Origin of the sequence: Pseudomonas sp. TE3-3-F2023 (genome assembly GCF_036784815.1) — a bacterium.
Lineage (GTDB): Bacteria > Pseudomonadota > Gammaproteobacteria > Pseudomonadales > Pseudomonadaceae > Aquipseudomonas > Aquipseudomonas pudica.
This window is the reverse complement of record NZ_CP145113.1, coordinates 1,467,829-1,485,759: the sequence shown is the minus strand read 5'-3', so window position 1 is coordinate 1,485,759 and position 17,931 is coordinate 1,467,829. Positions and strand designations below refer to the sequence as shown.

At 64.6% G+C, this 17,931-nt stretch carries 11 protein-coding genes; 5 read left to right on the top strand and 6 right to left on the bottom strand.

The genetic code is table 11. From position 1 onward, the window contains the following. Nucleotides 1-31: 31 nt before the first annotated feature. Complete coding sequence (locus V3314_RS06710; RefSeq protein WP_046616840.1) at nucleotides 32-325, top strand: hypothetical protein; 294 nt, start codon at nucleotides 32-34, stop codon at nucleotides 323-325. A 164-nt stretch (nucleotides 326-489) separates the two neighbouring features. Here the strand turns inward: V3314_RS06710 and V3314_RS06705 are convergent, their stop codons facing one another. Next, nucleotides 490-5,391, bottom strand: coding sequence for an alpha-2-macroglobulin (locus V3314_RS06705; RefSeq protein ID WP_338460049.1), 4,902 nt, complete (start codon nucleotides 5,389-5,391; stop codon nucleotides 490-492). A gap of 181 nt (nucleotides 5,392-5,572) precedes the next feature. Here V3314_RS06705 and V3314_RS06700 point away from each other — a divergent pair, with 181 nt between their 5' ends. Further along, on the top strand, nucleotides 5,573-6,910 hold the full coding sequence (locus V3314_RS06700; RefSeq protein ID WP_338460048.1) for an MATE family efflux transporter: 1,338 nt from the start codon (nucleotides 5,573-5,575) through the stop codon (nucleotides 6,908-6,910). A 132-nt stretch (nucleotides 6,911-7,042) separates the two neighbouring features. On the opposite strand, the gene V3314_RS06695 is transcribed toward V3314_RS06700, so the two are convergent. The 5 genes from V3314_RS06695 to V3314_RS06675 all read right to left on the bottom strand — a co-directional run bounded on the left by V3314_RS06695 (nucleotide 7,043) and on the right by V3314_RS06675 (nucleotide 12,051). Further along, on the bottom strand, nucleotides 7,043-7,498 hold the full coding sequence (locus tag V3314_RS06695; protein ID WP_338460047.1) for a transposase: 456 nt from the start codon (nucleotides 7,496-7,498) through the stop codon (nucleotides 7,043-7,045). 210 nt (nucleotides 7,499-7,708) lie between these two features. Then, a complete protein-coding gene (speA, locus tag V3314_RS06690; protein ID WP_046616837.1) occupies nucleotides 7,709-9,622 on the bottom strand; it encodes an arginine decarboxylase in 1,914 nt (637 codons plus the stop codon). A gap of 152 nt (nucleotides 9,623-9,774) precedes the next feature. Continuing rightward, nucleotides 9,775-10,146: a translation initiation factor Sui1 gene (locus V3314_RS06685; protein ID WP_046616836.1), complete on the bottom strand. Its 372-nt coding sequence runs from the start codon at nucleotides 10,144-10,146 to the stop codon at nucleotides 9,775-9,777. A gap of 298 nt (nucleotides 10,147-10,444) precedes the next feature. Beyond that, nucleotides 10,445-10,981 (bottom strand): NUDIX hydrolase, encoded by a 537-nt coding sequence (locus V3314_RS06680; RefSeq protein ID WP_046615997.1) that lies wholly within the window; start codon nucleotides 10,979-10,981, stop codon nucleotides 10,445-10,447. A gap of 2 nt (nucleotides 10,982-10,983) precedes the next feature. Beyond that, nucleotides 10,984-12,051, bottom strand: coding sequence for a DUF2333 family protein (locus V3314_RS06675; protein WP_046615996.1), 1,068 nt, complete (start codon nucleotides 12,049-12,051; stop codon nucleotides 10,984-10,986). 248 nt (nucleotides 12,052-12,299) lie between these two features. Here V3314_RS06675 and V3314_RS06670 point away from each other — a divergent pair, with 248 nt between their 5' ends. From V3314_RS06670 to V3314_RS06660, 3 genes are all read left to right on the top strand, one after another. Beyond that, complete coding sequence (locus V3314_RS06670) at nucleotides 12,300-13,658, top strand: diguanylate cyclase (protein ID WP_046615995.1); 1,359 nt, start codon at nucleotides 12,300-12,302, stop codon at nucleotides 13,656-13,658. A 247-nt stretch (nucleotides 13,659-13,905) separates the two neighbouring features. Next, nucleotides 13,906-15,867, top strand: a complete 1,962-nt coding sequence (locus V3314_RS06665; RefSeq protein WP_338460046.1) for a methyl-accepting chemotaxis protein — start codon at nucleotides 13,906-13,908, stop codon at nucleotides 15,865-15,867. Between the two features lie 219 nt (nucleotides 15,868-16,086). After that, nucleotides 16,087-17,859, top strand: a complete 1,773-nt coding sequence (locus V3314_RS06660) for a protein-disulfide reductase DsbD (RefSeq protein WP_338460045.1) — start codon at nucleotides 16,087-16,089, stop codon at nucleotides 17,857-17,859. Nucleotides 17,860-17,931: the final 72 nt, after the last annotated feature.

Sequence of the window (17,931 nt, the reverse complement as noted above, 5' to 3'; positions counted from 1 at the left end):
ACATCGCCGATTCGTTCATCAGGAAGCAACTATGCATGTAGAAGGTTTTTTCGAGTGGCTGGGCCAGGCGCTGGGGTCGTTGATCCGCTTCATCGTCGATGCATTGAGCGGGCTGTTCAACCTGCTGGCCAGTGCCGGTGGCAATTTCATCGATGGCCTGGCGCGCACCTTGGGCATGGAGGCCTCGCTGCTCGGCATCCTCGCCCTGATCATCGGGCTGGTGCTGCTGTACTCGGCAATCCGCGCGTTCATGCGCGCCTCGATCATCCTCGGGATCATCTGGCTGCTGCTGGGGTTGTGGGTGATGAGCTGGGTGATTCACTAAGTACGGCACCGTTCCTGTAGGAGCGGCCTTGTGTCGCGATCGGGCGCGCAGCGGCCGCAAAACCTGGCGACGCGATCGACCTTTTGCTCCGCGTGCTCAGGCTTTGGGGCCGCTTTGCGGCCCAATCGCGACACAAGGCCGCTCCTACAACAGACCGCGTCGCCTTAGCGGGCTTTTACGGTCATCTCCCCTTGCCCATCCCCCACGGCCTGCAGGTTTGGCCGGTACATCGATTCGACCTGCGGCGGCGGTACTCGGTAGGTACCCGGGGTCACTGCCCGTGCCAGGTACAGCAGGTGGGTGGTGCCGTAGCTGTCCAGCTTGAGCGCGGCGACGTAGCGGTCATCGCGATACTCCTGGTGCACCACGCTGGCGTTCTGCATAGACTCGCGCCATTCCTTCACCGCACTGCTGGCGTTGTCCAGGCTGGCGGCACTCTGCGCCAGGTTCTGGTTTTCCAGCTCCAGGCCTGCCGGCAACAAGTCCACCACCAGCGCATCCGGCACCCGGTCTTCAGCCTTGAGCGCCAGGTGCACCAGCACCAGGTCACCGCTGCGCAGGTTGTGCAAATCCAACGGTTGGCCATTCATGCCAAGGTACTCACGGCGGATCTGCATGCCGTTGCCACCGGCCGCAGGCGCCTGGCGTGGGTAACCCGACAAGGTCAGTTGCTGGTACAGCGTTTCGCTGCCTTGGTTCTGCACACTAAATGGCGAAGCCAGCAACGGGCCTTCGAGCTTCATGCCCGACTCGGCATTGTTGAACTCGCGCACTTCGCCCGCGCTGTCCAGGCGCGCCTGCCACTGGCCTTCCGGTTTGCCCAGCAGGCCACGGCCGGCCAGGAACAGCGCATTGCGCTCCTGGGTCGACAGCCAGCGGTTGGCCGCCAGCTCATCCGACAGGGCGAACAGGCGCTGGTCGACTTGGCGGCTGGCCAGGTTGCTTTCCTGCAGCAGCGCCACGATCAGTGCCTGGTCGCGCAGGGCGCTACCATAGTCGGCCATCCAGCCTTTACCGCGGCTGATGCCCAGCCCTGCCTGCAGCGCCTGCTCGGCACGCGGCTTGTCGCCCATCTTGTCCAGCGCCACCGCCAGTTGCACCAGCGGCAGGCCAGAGCGGGCATCGGCGCGGCGTTCGAACAGGCCACGCAGGGCACCCAGCGGCGCCTGCTGGCTGCGCGACAGCACCAATGCCGCATAGGCCTGCACGGCAAATCGGGTGTGTTCGGCGTTCTCGCTGTAGTCGACTTCGATCAGGTTGCGCTCCTGCAGGTAACGCAGCAGGCGCTCGCTGGCCTTCTTCAGCGCTTCGGCCGGCACACCATAGCCTTGGTCACGGGCGCGCAGCAGGAAGTCGGTGACATAGGCGGTCAGCCAGTACTCTTCTTCGCTGTCCGAGCTCCACAGGCCGAAGCTGCCGTTGTAGCGCTGCATGCCCAGCAGGTGCTCGATACCCATCTCGATCTTGCGCTTGCGCACATCGGCAGGCTCACCCTTGATGCCAAGGCGCCTGAGGCTGTCGGCATCGGCATACAGCGATGGGTAGAGGCCGCTGGTGGTCTGCTCCAGGCAACCGTAGGGGTAGGCTTCGAGCGCACGGATCTGCTCGGCCAGGTTCAGCGGCGGCCGGCTCGACAAGGCCAGGCTGGCTTCAAGCCCGGCGGGTTCGAAGGCGGCCAGGTCTGCTTCAGGCAGGGTCCATGGCTGGTCCTTCAAGGCCACGCGGTAGTGCTTGAGCATCGCCGGGTAGGCCGGGCGCACGCCCAGCGTCCACTCGCGCTCGAACGCACCGGTCGGCTCGTTCGGCAGCTGCAGGCCTGTAACCCGCACATGCACCTTGCCCTGCCCCAGGCCACCTTGGGCCTGTACCGGCACCATCAGCGTCGAGCGCTGGCCTTCAGCCAGGGCTACGCTCTGCACGGCGTTGCCCGCCAGGCTCAGCTGCCCTTCGGTGCTGACTTCGACGTTCAACTGCTGGGCACGGCCCGACAGGTTGGCCAGGTCCAGCGCAAGGCTGGTGCGGTCGCCACCGGCAAGGAAGCGCGGCGCGGAAAGCTCGGCAATCAGCGGCGCGGCGACCACGGTCTTGCCTTCGGCCATGCCGAAGTGTTCCTCGGTCCAGGCCTGGGCCATCAGCCGCAGTTCGCCATTGAAGTCGGGGATATCGACCGTGGCCTGGCCCTCGCCCTTGTCGTCCAGGGTCACCGGCAGGCTCTGTTGGGCGACGATGGTCACCGTGGTGTTGGGGCGCTTGCCACCCTTGGCCATCGCCGCGTCACCACCGAACGCCAGGCTGGCCAGGCGGCCCTGGCCCGCTTCGATCAACTGGCCGTAGATATCCAGCTGGTCAGCACCGTAGGCCTTGCGCCCGAACAGGCTGGCGAAGGGGTCGGGGGTCTTGAAGTCGGTGATGTTGAGAATGCCCACGTCCACCGCCGACAACAGCACATGCACCTGCCTGGGCACGCTGCCATCGGCATTTGCAGCCTTGACCTTTACGGTCAGCGGCTGTTTCGGGCGCATTTTCTCCGGCGCCTGCAGGCTCACCGCCAGCTTGCGATCGGCCCGGTTCAGCGGCAGGTGCAGCACACCTACCGCGCGTTTCGGCGTAGCGTTGGCCTTGCGTTCACCCGGGCGGATGACCAGCGCGCTGATGTACAGGTCATGGCGAGCCCACTGTTTGTCCAGCTGCACATCGAACGTCTTGCCCTCGGCGGGCACGTCGATCTCCTGCCACCACAGCGGGCCATCACTGGACTCGATCATCAGGTAGCCACTGCCGGCTGCGGGCGGGGTTACGGTGACCTTGGCGGTAGCGCCGTCGGCGTAGGCCGGTTTGTCCAGCGCCAGCTTGACCTGGTCCGGCCGCACCGCGCCGCCTTCGGCGTTGTCCTGGGCGCGGTAGCCGGCCCAGAAGCGCGCGCTGGACACCAGCCCGGTCTGCGGGTCTTCCACCTCGACACGGTACGGGCCCCATTCCACCTGGAAGCTCAGCTTGGCGGTGGAGCCGGCCTTGACGCTGACGGTCTCTTCGCTCTGGGTGAGGAATTTCTCGTTGTAGGCGTAGCTCCAGCCATCACTCTGCGAGTAGTTCCAGTAGTAGTCGCGGCGCTCTCGTACCAGCCGCACCTTGAGGTCGTTGGCCGCCAGCTTCTTGCCGTTGCGGTCGGCCACCAGGAACTCGAACTCCACCGGCCCGTCACTGTCGGTTTCCTCGCCGTCGAACAGGCCACGCAGGCCTGGCAGGCGCTCGGCCGGCCAGATGGGTTGCTCCAGGCGCCGGGTGATCGGCCGGCCACCGGACTCCTGCAAGCTGGCCTGCACGGTCAGTTGCAGCGGCGAGCGGGCTTCGGCCCAGCGGCTTTCGATGTCGACCACGGCCTTGCCGGCCTGGTCGAGGGTGACTTCGTCCAGCTCCAGGTCCTGGTTCAGCTCGGTTTCGGTGACCGAGCCGAATTGGTAGCCAGGCAGCGCCGGTACCGCCTCGCGCAGCGGGCGAACATAGGCCTGGCCGCTCAGGCGGTTGCCGGCAGCCGGGGCGCCGTAGAGGTAGCGGCCATTGACCTGGATACGTGCATCCTGATCCGGAGACAACGGTTTGCTGCTGCCTTTGAGTTCCAGCGCCAGGCGCTCGGGCAGGAAGTCTTCGACGAGGAATTCGTACATCTGCTTGCGCCCGCCGCCCAGGTCGAGCAGCAGTTGCCAGCGGCCGGTCGGGGCCTCGCTGGCCAACTGCAGTTGGTACTGGTACAGGCCATTGCCGTCGGCTTCCCAGACGAATTTGCGGCTGACCTGCTCATCCGGGCGACGCACTTCCACGCTTACAGGCTGAGCCTTGACCGGCTTGCCGTCCTGGTCGCGCAGCAGGCCGTTGAGCAACACCGTTTCACCGGGGCGATACAGGTCACGTGGGCCGAAGATGAAGAACTGCAGCGGGTTTGCCTGTGGGCCAGTGATGTCGAACTCGGCCAGGTCCAGCGCCGCGCTGCTCAGGCGCAACAGCGTGGTGTGCACACCCTGGGTGGCGATCAGGGTGTCGGCCTTGGGCGTGATCGGCAGTTGGGCGTGGCCATCGCTATCGGTGCTGGCCTGGGCCAGCAGCTTGCCCTTGTCGTCATGGATTTCCAGGTTCACGCCGTTCATCGCCTTGCCACCTTCCAGGGCCTGGGCGAACACATCGAGGCGGTCGCGGTAGCGGTGCGCAGACACGCCGATGTCGCTGAGGGTGAACAGCGTCGCGGGTTGCGAGTAGTCGTAGGTGCCCGAGGCACGCATCACTGCCAGGTACACGCCTGGCTCCTGCAGCGGCTTGATGCCAGCAATCGGCAGCAGCACGGTCTCGCGGGTGTTGCGTGCGGGGTTGAGGTCGAAGCGGCCGCTGTAGACCAGATCGGCCATGTCCAGGGTTTCCTTGGACTGGTAGTAGTACAGGCTGCTGTTGCGCCCCCAGTTGACCAGGAAGGTCGAGAGCATGTCCGGCTTCACGCGGAAGAACTCGACATCGACCTTGTCGACGTTGAGCGCGATCACCGGCAGGCCCTCGGCCAGGCGCGTGGGCAGCAGCGAACCGCGGCTGGCGAAGCCGATGGTCGGCTGCATGTCGCGGGTTTCCAGGCGGGTGATCGATTCCTCTTCCAGCTGCTTGCCGTTGACGGCCAGTAGGCCCTTGTCGACGGTCAGTACCAGCTTGCGCTGCGGCTCCAGGTGGCGCAGGCGCAGCTCCATCTGGTTGTCGGAGAGTTCCCAGGCGCCATCGAGCTTGCCTTTGACGGTGTCGACCAAGTGCACTTTGCTGGCGAACTCCTGCTTGGCATCCAGCGGTGCGGAAAAACTGATCGACAGCGTTGCAGCGCCATCGAGCTGCACTTCGGAAACATCCAGCACCCTCAGCTCGCGGCCCTCGTAGCGTTTGGCGAGTACAGCCGGGTCTTCGCGTTGGGGGGCAGGGGCGGCGGCGGGCGCTGTGGCCGCCGGCTTTTCGGATGGCGCCGGCTTGTCCGGCGTCGAAGAGTCACAGGCACTGAGCAAAGCCAGCGCGCAGGCCAGCAACAATCCTTTGTTGAACATGGAGTAGAACTCTTAGGCAGCGTGTACGTGAGGGCAGCAACTATAGCGCAATGGCGAGTGCAGTACCCGGGGTTACGCGTCAGGTGTGACTGTGGTCGCGCGAATTGCTGGCCCGGCCGTTACACTGTGGCCATTCGTTGAATGGGGCCGCAAAGCGGCTCCTGATAGGTCAAGGATTCCAATGTCGCAACTGACTACCGACTGGCAGCACCGCCCAACCCACCACAAGGTCTGGGCCCTGGCCGCGCCGATGATCCTGTCCAACATCTCCGTGCCGCTGGTAGCTCTGGTCGACAGCACGGTCATCGGCCACCTTCCCCACGCCCACCAGTTGGGTGCCGTAGCCGTGGGCGCCACGCTGTTCACCTTCATGGTCGGCCTGATGGGCTTCCTGCGCATGGGCTCCACCGGCTTCGCCGCACAGGCCGCCGGCCGTGGCGACGGTGCAGCGCTGCGCCAGGTGCTGGTACAAGGGCTGCTGCTGGCGGTCGGCTTCGCCCTGATGATCGGCTTGCTGGCCCTGCCCTTCAGCCAGCTGGCGCTGCATGCGATGCAACCCAGCGCGGCCCTGCAGCAAGCCACCGAAGACTTCTTCCATACCCGCCTGCTCGGCCTGCCCGCGGCACTGGCCAGCTACGCCCTGGTCGGCTGGTTCCTCGGCACCCAGAACGCCCGGGCACCGCTGGCCATCCTGCTGACCACGAACCTGCTCAACATCGCCTTGAACCTGTGGTTCGTGCTTGGCCTGGGTTGGGGCGTACTGGGTTCGGCGCGGGCGTCGGTGATTGCAGAATGGAGCGCCGCCCTGCTCGGCCTGGCCCTGACCCGCCCGGCCCTGCGCGCTTACCCGGGGCAGATCGTGTGGGCGGCGCTCAAGCGCTGGCAGGCCTGGCGGCCGCTGCTGGCGGTGAACCGCGACATCTTCCTGCGCAGCCTGGCGCTGCAACTGGTGTTCCTGCTGATAACCGTGCAAGGCGCACGCCTGGGCGAGGCCACCGTGGCGGCCAATGCCCTGCTGCTCAACGGCCTGCTGTTGACTGCCTATGCGCTCGACGGGTTGGCGCATGCGGTAGAGGCCCTGTGCGGCCATGCCATTGGTGCTCGCGACCGCGACACCCTGCGCCGCTCGCTGGTGGTGGCCGGTGGCTGGTCGCTGATCACCAGCCTGGGGTTTGCCGGGTTGTTCCTGCTGGGTGGGTACCTGTTCATCGATTTGCAGACCGACATCGAGAGTGTGCGGGCAGCGGCCTATCCGTACCTGCCGTACCTGGCATTGCTGCCGTTGATTGCGGTGTGGAGCTATTTGCTGGATGGCTTGTTCATTGGCGCGACCCGGGCGCGGGAGATGCGTAATGCGATGTTGCTATCGGTGTTGATTGCGCTGCCGATGGCTGTGGCCATGAGCGGGTTCGGCAACCATGGGTTGTGGTTGGCGTTTCTCGGGTTCATGGGCTTGCGGGCGGTAAGTTTGGGGTGGGTGGGGTGGCGGTTGCAGGAAAAAGGGCTTTGGGTTCGGTGACGCCGGGGCCACTTTGCGGCCCATCGCGACACAAGGCCGCTACTACATGGATTGCGGGACGGCCTGGTATCACGTTCAACTGTAGGAGCGGCCTTGTGTCGCGATCTGAGGGCGAAGCCCTCACCTGCGGATTCACAGCCACACACAATCCCAATGTGGATAATCACCAGCCAGCCGCACCAGGCCAGCCCGAATGGGATTGGCGATGATATAGCGGGCAGCGGCCTTTACATCCTCCTCCTTGCGCAGCGCCCGGTCGTAAAAGCCGGGTTGCCAGATGTGATGTCGCTCGGCACCTGTACGGTAGAGCGCGCAACTGCTTCGCGACTTGAAGGCACACATGAGTTTGCTCAGGCTGGTCGGGCCGAGCTCGATCAGCCAATGCAAATGGTCCGGCATCAAGACCCAGGCCAGCGAACGGCAACTCCCCTCTCGATCACTCAGCCGCAATTGCTGAATGGCCGAACGCGCAAACCAGAGGTTCTCGAATAACGGGAGGCGATGGCGTGTGATGGTGGTTAGCAGGTAGAGCCGGCCTGGCTCTGAAAAGCGCCCTTGGCGCAAGCGATGGTTGCCGTGACGATCCATGTCGACTTCCCTTGAACGTTGCATTCACAGGATAGGCGTGGCGATGAAATGCAACGCCGATGGATCATTACCGAGTATGACGCGGTGAGGGCTCCGCCCTCAGTTCGCGACACAAGGCCGCTCCTACAACAGATCGCGCCGCGATTTCCCGCGAAACCGCAATCCCATGTGGTTTCGCGGCGCGATGGGCCGCAAAGCGGCCCCCGAGGATTAAGACGACAGGTACGAAGACCGGGTCAGACCAAGGCGCAGGGCATCCAGGAACTGGGTCCGCTCCCGCGCAGTGATCTTGGCGCTGGCGACCTTGTCACGGTAGTGGGTCATCAACTCCTCCGGCGACAGGTGCACATAGCGCAGCATGTCTTCGATGGTGTCGTGGGTCTCGATACCGGCGTGGTACACGCTACCGTCGGCGTTCTGATAGATGTTCACCGAGTCGGTGTCACCGAACAGGTTGTGCATGTCACCGAGGATTTCCTGATAGGCACCGACCAGGAACACACCCAGCAGGTAGTCCTCGCCCTCCTTCACCGCATGCACCGGCATGCTGGTCTCGATGCTCTGCTCGTCAACGTACTGGTTGATCTTGCCGTCGGAGTCGCAGGTAAGGTCCTGCAGCACGGCACGACGCATAGGCTCTTCGTCCAGGCGGTGAAGCGGGATGATCGGCAGTACCTGGCCGATGGCCCAGGTGTCCGGCAGGCTCTGGAATACCGAGAAGTTGCAGATGTACTTGTCGGCCAGCTTGTCGTTCAGCTCGTCCAGCACCTGGCGGTGCGAGCGCTGGCGGGCTTTCAGCGAGTTGTGCAGGCGGCGGCACACGGCAAAGTAGCACTGCTCGGCCAGGGCCTTCTCGGCCAGGCTGATCTTGCCATCGGCATACTGCGCGGCCACGTCACCCATGTAGTGGGTGGCGCGCCAGTAGGTCTCGGTCACCATCTCGATATCGGTCGGGCCGAGCAGGTCGACCAGCCACTGCACGGTCTCGGGCAGGGCTTCCTTGTTCTCGATGGTCGGCACCTCGTCGTTGTGCTTCTCGACGTCGGTTACCTGGATCACCAGCATGGCGTGGTGCGCGGTCAGCGAACGGCCGCTTTCGGAGAAGATGTGCGGGTGCGGCAGGCCCTGCGCGTCGCAGAACTCCTTGAGCATGCCCACCACCACGCCGGCGTAGTCGTCCATGTCGTAGTTGATCGAGCTGGCATTGCGCGAGTGGGTGCCGTCGTAGTCCACACCCAAACCACCGCCAACGTCGATATGGTCGACCGGCAGGCCCAGCGCACGCAGCTCACCGTAGTAACGGATGGCTTCCTTGAAGCCGTGCTGGTAGTCGGCCAGGTTGGCGATCTGCGAACCCATGTGGAAGTGCAGCAGGCGGATGCCCTGGTCCAGGCCGGCATCGCGGAAGCGCTGTACCACCGAGATCAGCTGAGCGGCGGACAAACCGAACTTGGACTTCTCGCCACCGGTGTCGGCCCACTTGCTCGAAGCCAGCGACGAAAGGCGCACGCGCAGGCCGACCTGCGGCTTGACCTTGAGCTCGGCGGCCTCGTCGATCACCAGGGCCACTTCCGACTCTTTCTCGATGACGATGAACACGTTGTGGCCAAGCTTCTGGCCCATCAGCGCCAGGCGAATGAACTCGCGGTCCTTGTAGCCGTTGCAGACGATGGTGCCGCCCTTCGGCGCCAGCGCCAGCACGGCCAGCAGCTCAGGCTTGGAGCCGGCTTCCAGGCCGATGGAGACGTTCTGCGTGGCGATGATGTTTTCCACCACCGCTTCCTGCTGGTTGACCTTGATCGGGTACAGCGCGGTGTACTTGCTCTGGTACTCCAGGCGCGCGATGTTGGCGTCGAAGGCGCCGGTCAGCTGGCGCACGCGGTCCTGCAGAATGTCGGGGAAGCGCACCAGCAATGGCAGCGACAGGCCGCTCTGGCGCAGTTCGTCGACCTGTTCGAACAGGTCGATCGGCGCGCTTTTCGGGCCGTTGGGGCGTACTTCGACGCGCCCGGCTTCATTGATGGCAAAATAACCAGCGCCCCAATGACGGATGCCATAAACACTGCGGCTGTCGGCCACGGTCCATTGGCTACCATCGTCTTTGCGTGTGCGTCGTACGGACATTCAAGTCCCCTATAGATAAGTCGAAGACACTGCCCCGCAAGGAGGCGGGCGCAGTGTAGAAGCCAAAAATGACGATTCGTCCGCGCCCTGGGGTAGACCCTGGTCACGGCAACGAGTTTAGAAAGCACTGGGCAAAAAATCGCGTGGCCGTATCAGCCGCCGGACTTTTTCGCCTTGAAGCCCTGCCTGGTCAGCTCACCGATCAGCAGTTCGACATGGTCGCCCTGGATTTCGATGACCCCATCCTTCAGGGCGCCACCAGTACCGCAGCGGCGCTTGAGGGCAGAGGCCAGCTCCTTGAGCTGATCGAGCGGCAGCGGCACACCAGTGACGGTGGTCACGGTCTTGCCGCCGCGGCCCTTGCTTTCGCGGCGCACACGGGCAATACCATCGCCTTCGGGGATGACCTGCTGCTTGCAGGTACAGGCATCTACCGGCTGGCCACAGTCGGGGCAGTGCCGACCGGCGTCGGTGGAGTAAACGAGACCGCCAAGGGCGGCGAAGGAAGAAGCTTTCTTGGCCACTTTTGTTCCTCTGTGCTGAGGACAAAAACTGGTCGGCCCCAGGGGGTTGAGCCCGACCGCGAAGCCCCACTCTGGCAGGGGCGGCGCTACCACCGCAAGACCTGCGGCAGCCCGAAAAGGGCGCGCAGTTTAACGATAAATCCGGCTGTTGCTAAGTACTGGATTGCGGCATTTTGCGAATGTTTTGCGACCCCTTCGCGGGTGAACCCGCTCCCACAGGTACCGCGCAGATTTCACGACCGGTGAAATCCCTGTGGGAGCGGGTTTACCCGCGAAGGGGCCGGCATGGGCCACGCATCTATTTGAGGCTTGCTTTATAGCGCTGCAAGGCCGCCAACGAGTCCGGGCAATACGGCTTGGTCAGGCTTTCTTGCTCAGCCTGCTCCAGGCCAATGAAGCGCGCCTCGATCACCTCTTCCGGCTGTAACCGCAACGGAGCATCCGACACCGCCGAATACACCGCACACCACAAGTGGTTATCCGGCTGGTCAAAGTAGAAACGCTCATGAAAACGCAGCTCCACACCGTCGATCCCCAGCTCCTCGGCCAACTCCCGCGCCGCCGACTCGGCGTACGCCTCTCCGGCCGTCACCATGCCGCCTGCCGCCACATCCCAGTACCCCGGGTATAGCGCCTTGCTCAGGGTCCGCCGGTGCACGCACAGCTCACCGGCACTGTTGAACAGCAGAATGAACGTGCAACGCCCTATCAGGCCGCGCTCGCGCAGTTCGGCGCGGGGCAAGGCCCCCAGCACCTGGTCGGCTTCGTCCACCCAGGTGACCAGTTCTCGGTCGGAGGCCGCCCGATGGGCGGCCTCGGTCGGGCTGATAGCCATCATCAACCTTGCGACAGCAGCTGACGCAGGTCGATGACCGCCGCGTTGGCCCGGGAAATGTAGTTGGCCATGACCAGCGAGTGGTTGGCCCACATGCCGAAGCCGCTGCCGTTGAGCACCATCGGGCTCCACAGGGCTTCCTGCGAGGCTTCCAGCTCACGGATTATCTGGCGCACGCTGACCGTGGCGTTCTTCTTCGCCAGCACGTCGGCAAAGTCCACCTCAATGGCGCGCAGCAGGTGCGACAACGCCCAGGCCTGGCCACGGGCTTCGTAGAACACGTTGTCGATCTGCAGCCATGGGGTTTCCACCAACTCCTCGTCCACCTGCGGCGCCTGGCCGGCGACCACCGACTCGGTCTTGAGCGTGGTGTTGAGCTTGACTCGGCCAACGCTGGCCGAAAGACGCTGCGACAGCGAACCCAGGCGGGTGGCCACGTCACCCAGCCAGTTGTTCAGGTTGTCGGCACGGGTGTAGAAGATCGCGCCCTTGTCGCCGGCAGCCAGACGGGTCTGGTAGCGGGTCAGCGACTTGATGCCCTCTTCGAACTCCGACTCGCTCGACGGCAGGATCCAGCTCTTGTTGTCGAAGTTGAAACGCGGTTCGGCCTTGGCCAGGTCGGCGTCTTCGGTCGACTGCGACTGCGAACGGGCGAAGTCCTTGCGCAGGGCACGGGACAGGTCGCGCACCTGGACCAGCACGCCATATTCCCAGCTCGGCATGTTGTCCATCCACAGCCCTGGCGGGAAGCGGTCGTTGGAAATGTAGCCGCCGGGCTTGTTCAGCAAGGTGCCGGCCACAGTCTTGAGGGTTTCGATGGTGGTGTAGCCCACCACCATCTGCTGGCCGGTACGCTCGGCGGCGGCCTGGGCGTTCTGCTGCACCGGGAACAGCTCCGGCTCCTGGCTCCAGTACCAGCCCAGGCCGATACACACCAGCAGGTACAACCCGATCAGAGTCCCCAGGGCACGGCTCCAGAGGCCGCCAAGGTAGCTACGGGCCGCGGCGCCACGGCCGTCGACACGCTCGCGGGGCTCGGCTTTGGCCTCGCGGTTTTTCCAGTCCAGCATGGCTTTGTCCTTAATCAGTCACGACGGTTCAGGGGCTTTGACCACAGGCCTGCGCCAGGGTGCCACGGCAAGCCCGCGTGGCAGCACTATAAAGCAGACACCGCCTTACGCATAAGCGACCAATCGGTCAGCAACTGAATATTCGTTCCGGCAGCTTTGTTGATGCAGGGCACTCACGCACCTGAAAAGAACTGCTAGCATAGAGCCATCATTGCCCCTGCACACCCCAACCTACAAGTAGCCAGGACATGAGCCAAGCAGCCGAGCCGAGCCCGCTGTGCCCCGCCCAACAGCTGACGCGTAGCGGCCTGCGCAAGGACGACCCGCTCGATCAGGTGCTGCTGCCGCCCCTGCGAAAGCCGGTGTACATCCTGCTGCAGGACCACGAGCGTGCGCAGCGGCTGGCCCAGCAACTGGAATTCTTTGGCCTGGTGGTTCAGGCGCTGGCCACTGCCGCGGCGTTTCAGGCCTCGATCGGCGAATACCCGCCCTCGGCCATCATCATGGATGTCGATTTCAACGGTGTCGGCCAAGGCCTGCTGCTGGCTGCCCAGGTGCAGCAGGGGCTGGCCCGGCATATACCGCTGCTGTTCTTCAGCCACCACGAAACCGACACCCCGACCCGCCTGGCCGCAGTGCGCGCGGGTGGTCAGGACTTCCTCACTGGCACCCTGGAAGCCTCCAGCCTGCTGGAAAAGATCGAACTGCTGACCAATGCCACCCAGCATGACCCGTTGCGCGTGCTGATCATCGACGACTCGCGCACCCAGGCCTTGTATACCGAGCGCGTGCTGGCCAGCGCCGGCATGATTACCCGCAGCCTGACCGACCCGATCCGCACCATGGCCGAGCTGGCCGACTTCCAGCCCGACCTGATCATCCTCGACCTGTACATGCCAGCCTGCACCGGCCCTGAGCTGGCCAAGGTGATCCGCCACAGCGACCGTTATGTGAGCGTGCCGATCATCTACCTGTCTGCCGAGGACGACCTGGACAAACAGCTGGATGCCATGAGCGAAGGCGGTGATGACTTCCTGACCAAACCGTTTCGCTCACGCCACCTGATCACCACCGTACGCAACCGCGCCGCACGCGCCCGGCACCTGAAGGCGCGCATGGTGCGCGACAGCCTGACGGGGTTGTACAACCACACCCACATCCTGCAACTGCTGGAAGACTGCAGCTTCCGCGCCCGTCGCGAGCAGCAGCCGTTGAGCTTTGCCATGCTCGACATCGACCACTTCAAGAAGATCAACGACCGCCACGGCCACCCCATGGGCGACCGGGTGATCAAGAGCCTGGCGCTGTTTCTCAAGCAGCGCTTGCGCAAGACCGATTTCATTGGCCGTTACGGTGGTGAAGAGTTCGCCATTGTAATGCCCAATACCGCGCTGGACGCAGCGCACAAGGTGCTGGACGAAATCCGCCGGCGCTTTGCCGAGATTCTCTACCCGGCGCAGCCGCGGGACTTGCAGTGCACCTTCAGTGCAGGGGTGGTGCAAATGGATGAGGGGCTGGATGCGCTGACCATGGCCAGTGCGGCGGACGAGGCGCTGTACCGGGCCAAGCATGCCGGGCGTAATTGCGTGGTGCGTGTGGAGCCCTGAGTTCTTCATCGCCTTTACCGGCCTCTTCGCGGGCTTGCCCGCTCCCACAGGGATTACGCTGCATTCAGGTCTGGTAGATATCCTGTGGGAGCGGGCGAGCCCGCGAAGAGGCCAGTACAGACAATACAGATACAGGCACTGTGCCACTTTTTTTATGGCGCCAACCCCCTGCCGTCATCACCCCGTCACAAGATCGCAATAACTTCAGCCACCGACCTCCCCTCCTCCCCGCAGGAAGCTCGCGGCTATGCGCCTGAAGTGGCTGACCAATTTCAACACCTTGTTGCTGGTAACCGTGTGTATCGCCCTGGGCGCCACCCTTTGGTGGTCGCAGCGGGCCCTTGAGCGCCCCTACCAGTTGATGGAGCGTTACCTGGGCCTGTCACAGCAGTTTCAGAACCAGGCGGCCCGCAACATCCAGGCGTACCTGGGCAGCGGCGATGCCCTGCGCCACGCCGCGGCGATGGAGGCCAACCAGCAACTGCAGGCCGCGCTGGCCGAGTGGCCCAGCGAACTGGCCGACAAACTGCGCCCCAGCCTGGACAGCCTGCAGGCCTTTACCGCCGAGGAGCTGCTGGCCGCCGGCAAGCTGGCCGGCGACCCGCAAGCCCTGCTGCTGCAGGCCGAGCGGGAACTGGGCGCCAACTTCGAACAACTGGCCGGCTACGCCCGCGACAGCGGCAGCGCCGACGCCAACCGCTACCTGGTGCCACTGCTCGACGCCACCGTGCACCTCGGTCGCCTGTCGCTGGCCCGGGACAAGCTGGTCAGCAGCGGCCGCCCGGAGCTGGCCGACGAAGTGGAGCGCGAGCTGCAACTGATCCGTGCCCAGGCCCAGGCGATCGACGCCTTGCCCTTGCTGGGCGTAACCCGTAGCGCCGAATCCGGTGCCGACGACTTCGCCGCGATGATGGGCCTGGAAACCCAGGCCAGCGCCCAGCAGGAAGACATTGCCGTCGGCCTCAAGCGAGAACTGCAGAGCCTGCTCGGCCGTTACCCGGCCGAACTGCAGCGCACCCGCGAACAGATCGAGCGCCGCGTCGCCCTGGCTGCCAGCACCGGCCAGCGCCTGGAGGCCGTGCAGCAGGCCATTGCGGCGCTGGAACCCGAGGTACGCGGCCAGCATGCGAAAATTGCCGCCGAAGTGCGCATCATCCAGGGCCTGATGATCGGCCTGATCCTGCTTATCGCCTTGCTCATCGACACTTTGCAACGCCGCTTGGCGCGCACCTTGACCGGCCTGGCCCCGGCCCTGTCGCGCTGGGCCGAGGGTGACTTCGCCGAGGCCATCGCCCTGGGCAGGACCAACCGTGAACTGCGCGACATCCAGGAATCGCTCAACCGCCTGCGCCAGTATCTGGTGGAACTGGTCGGCACCATCCGGCACAACGCCGAGCAGGTGGCAGGTAGCAGCCACGCCCTGGCCGGCATGAGCGCCGCCCTGCATGACGGCGCCGAACGCCAGGCCGGCGACACCGGGCAGATCCGCGATGCCCTGGGTGAACTGGAAGCGACCATCCAGCAAGTGGCCGGCGACGCCAGCGCCGCAGCCGACGCCAGTCGCGATGCCGGGCGTGCAGTGGAGCAGGGTCAGGCGGTGATCGGCCAGAGCCTGACGGGCCTGCGTGAGTTGGTCGACGAGGTGCAGGGCAACGCTCGCATGATCGAACAACTGGCGGAGGAGTCGGCCACCATCGGCGGCGTGCTGACGGTGATCCGCTCTATTGCCGAACAGACCAACCTGCTGGCGCTCAATGCCGCGATCGAAGCGGCCCGCGCCGGTGAGATGGGCCGTGGTTTTGCCGTGGTGGCCGATGAGGTGCGTTCGCTGGCACAACGCACTACCGGGGCGACTGGCGAGATTCAGGTACTGATCGACCGCTTGCAGCAGGCAGCCAGAAGTTCGGTGACCGGGATGCGTGCGCAGCTTGAGCATGCCGAGGCCACGGCCAACCAGGCCCAGGCGGCGGATGGGGCGCTGGACGAGATTGTCTGTGCCATTCGCACCATTTCGGATACAGCGGTGCGGATTGCCGATGTCACGGCGCAACAGAGTGGTGCCGTGAGTGAGATTCGCGACCACAGCGAGCGGATCCATGAGCTGGGTGGGGATAACCTGCAGCGCATTGGCGAGGGGCGCGAGCAAGGCGAGCAGTTGCTGAGCCTGGGTGGTGAACTGAACCGGGCGGTGCGGGCCTTCAGAGTCTAGGTTGGCCTGTACTGGCCTCTTCGCGGGTAAAACCGCTCCCACAGGGATAACCTATGGCTTGAGGTCTATGCGGTCGAGGTGGGAGCGGGTTTACCCGCGAAGAGGCCGGCACAGGCAGCACATCAGCCAGCGGCCATGTGTCGCCCCCGCCACCAGCATGGCCCCAACCTGCACCAACTCCGCTATCATGCCCAGCACGTTCCACCTCGCGAGTCCGCCATGCGCCGCCTGTTTTTCCTGCTGTTCCTGCTGCTGGCCAGCCCTGCCTTCGCCACAGGCCTGCTCGACAACCGCCCCAGCGCCACCCTCGGCGCAGCTTCGCTGACCAATAATGCCGACTTCCTGCCGGTACACGAGGCCTTCAAGCTCAGCCTGGTCCAGGCCGATGCGCAAACGATCAAGCTGCGCTTCGTCGCTACCGACGGCTACTACCTCTACCGCCACCGCTTCCAGTTCCGCACCGAACCGGCCGACATTGCCCTGGGCACACCAAGCATCCCCAAGGGCGAGGCCAAGCACGATGAGTTCTTCGGTGATGTCGAGGTGTACCACGGCGTGCTCGATATCGAGCTGCCGCGCAACGACCCGCGTGCCTTCACCCTGTTGGTGGGCTACCAGGGCTGCGCCGACAAAGGCCTGTGCTACCCGCCGGAAACCGCACGCCTGAGCATCGATGGCGAAGGCGGCGCAAGCACCCCGGCCAGCGCTGAACACGCCTGGACCTGGAAGTCGCTGGCGCTGTTCTTCCTCGCCGGAGTAGGCCTGACGTTCACCCCCTGCGTGCTGCCGATGCTGCCGATCCTTTCCGGCGTGGTGCTGCGTGGCCAGGCCGGCGGCCTGCGCGGGCTGGCGCTGTCGCTGGCCTACGTGCTGCCGATGGCAGCCAGCTTCGCTGTACTCGGTGCCCTGATGGGGCTGTTCGGCGCCGGCCTGAACCTGCAGGCGCGCCTGCAGTCGGCCTGGGTGCTGGTGCCCTTCGCGCTGTTTTTCGTGGTGTTCGCCCTGGCCATGTTCGGCCTGTTCGAACTGAAACTGCCGCAAGCCCTGAGCAACCGCCTGAACAATGTCGCCAACCACACCCGGGGCGGCTCGCTGCTGGGCGCGGCAATACTGGGCGTACTCTCCAGCCTGCTGGTTTCGCCCTGTGTGTCGGCGCCGCTGGCCGGTGCGTTGCTGTACATCAGCGCCAGCGGCGATGCCCTGGGCGGTGCACTCAAGCTGTTCGCCCTTGGCCTGGGCATGGGCGCACCATTGCTGCTGGTGGCCACCGGTGGCGCGACCTGGCTACCGAAAAGCGGCCCTTGGCTGAACACGGTGAAGAACGCCATCGGCGTTCTGCTGCTGGGCTTGGCCATCGGTTTGCTCAGCCGTGTGCTGCCAGGCCCGCTGACCTTGCTGCTGGTCGGTTTCCTTGCCGCTGGCGTGGCGCTGTTCCTCGGTGCTCTCGAATTTGTCGTCAAGACCGCACGCCAGCGCCTGGCCCAACTGCTCGGCCTGGCCTTGCTGGTGTATGCCCTGGCCTGCTGGTATGGCGCCCTCAGCGGCCAAGGCGACCCGCTACGCCCGCTACCGCCGGCAACCCTTGTCGCCACCGGCAAGGGGCCGGCGGTGCAGGCGCAGAGCTGGCAGACCATCACTACACCCGCCGCACTGGACGCAGCACTGGACCAGGCCAAGGAGGCCGGCCAGCCGGTACTGCTGGACTGGTACGCCGACTGGTGCATCAGCTGCAAGGTGATCGAGCGCGAGGTGCTCACCGCCCCGCAGGTGCAAGCACAACTGGCTGGCTTCAAGCTGCTGCGTTTCGACATCACCGAAAGCAATGCCGAACAACGCAGCCTGCTGGACCGCTACCAGCTGTTTGGCCCTCCCGCCTTGTTGTTCTTTGCCGCGAACGGTAGCGAAATAACCGCTGATCGGGTCATTGGCGAGATAAATGCCGGCGAATTTGCACAAATTCTGACACGCGTGCGCGGCAAAGTCGGTCTATAACTTCCCGCGAGCTGTGAAAAATCCTGAAATCAGTGACCGAATTTAATTATCCGGTCACATACTTCGCGCGAA

Excerpts from the sequence above, each read along its gene's own strand:
- V3314_RS06710 (WP_046616840.1), top strand. The coding sequence starts at position 32 with ATGCATGTAGAAGGTTTTTTCGAGTGGCTGGGCCAGGCGCTGGGGTCG.
- V3314_RS06705 (WP_338460049.1), bottom strand. The coding sequence starts at position 5,391 with ATGTTCAACAAAGGATTGTTGCTGGCCTGCGCGCTGGCTTTGCTCAGT.
- V3314_RS06700 (WP_338460048.1), top strand. The coding sequence starts at position 5,573 with ATGTCGCAACTGACTACCGACTGGCAGCACCGCCCAACCCACCACAAG.
- V3314_RS06695 (WP_338460047.1), bottom strand. The coding sequence starts at position 7,498 with ATGGATCGTCACGGCAACCATCGCTTGCGCCAAGGGCGCTTTTCAGAG.
- speA (WP_046616837.1), bottom strand. The coding sequence starts at position 9,622 with ATGTCCGTACGACGCACACGCAAAGACGATGGTAGCCAATGGACCGTG.
- V3314_RS06680 (WP_046615997.1), bottom strand. The coding sequence starts at position 10,981 with ATGGCTATCAGCCCGACCGAGGCCGCCCATCGGGCGGCCTCCGACCGA.
- V3314_RS06675 (WP_046615996.1), bottom strand. The coding sequence starts at position 12,051 with ATGCTGGACTGGAAAAACCGCGAGGCCAAAGCCGAGCCCCGCGAGCGT.
- V3314_RS06670 (WP_046615995.1), top strand. The coding sequence starts at position 12,300 with ATGAGCCAAGCAGCCGAGCCGAGCCCGCTGTGCCCCGCCCAACAGCTG.
- V3314_RS06665 (WP_338460046.1), top strand. The coding sequence starts at position 13,906 with ATGCGCCTGAAGTGGCTGACCAATTTCAACACCTTGTTGCTGGTAACC.
- V3314_RS06660 (WP_338460045.1), top strand. The coding sequence starts at position 16,087 with ATGCGCCGCCTGTTTTTCCTGCTGTTCCTGCTGCTGGCCAGCCCTGCC.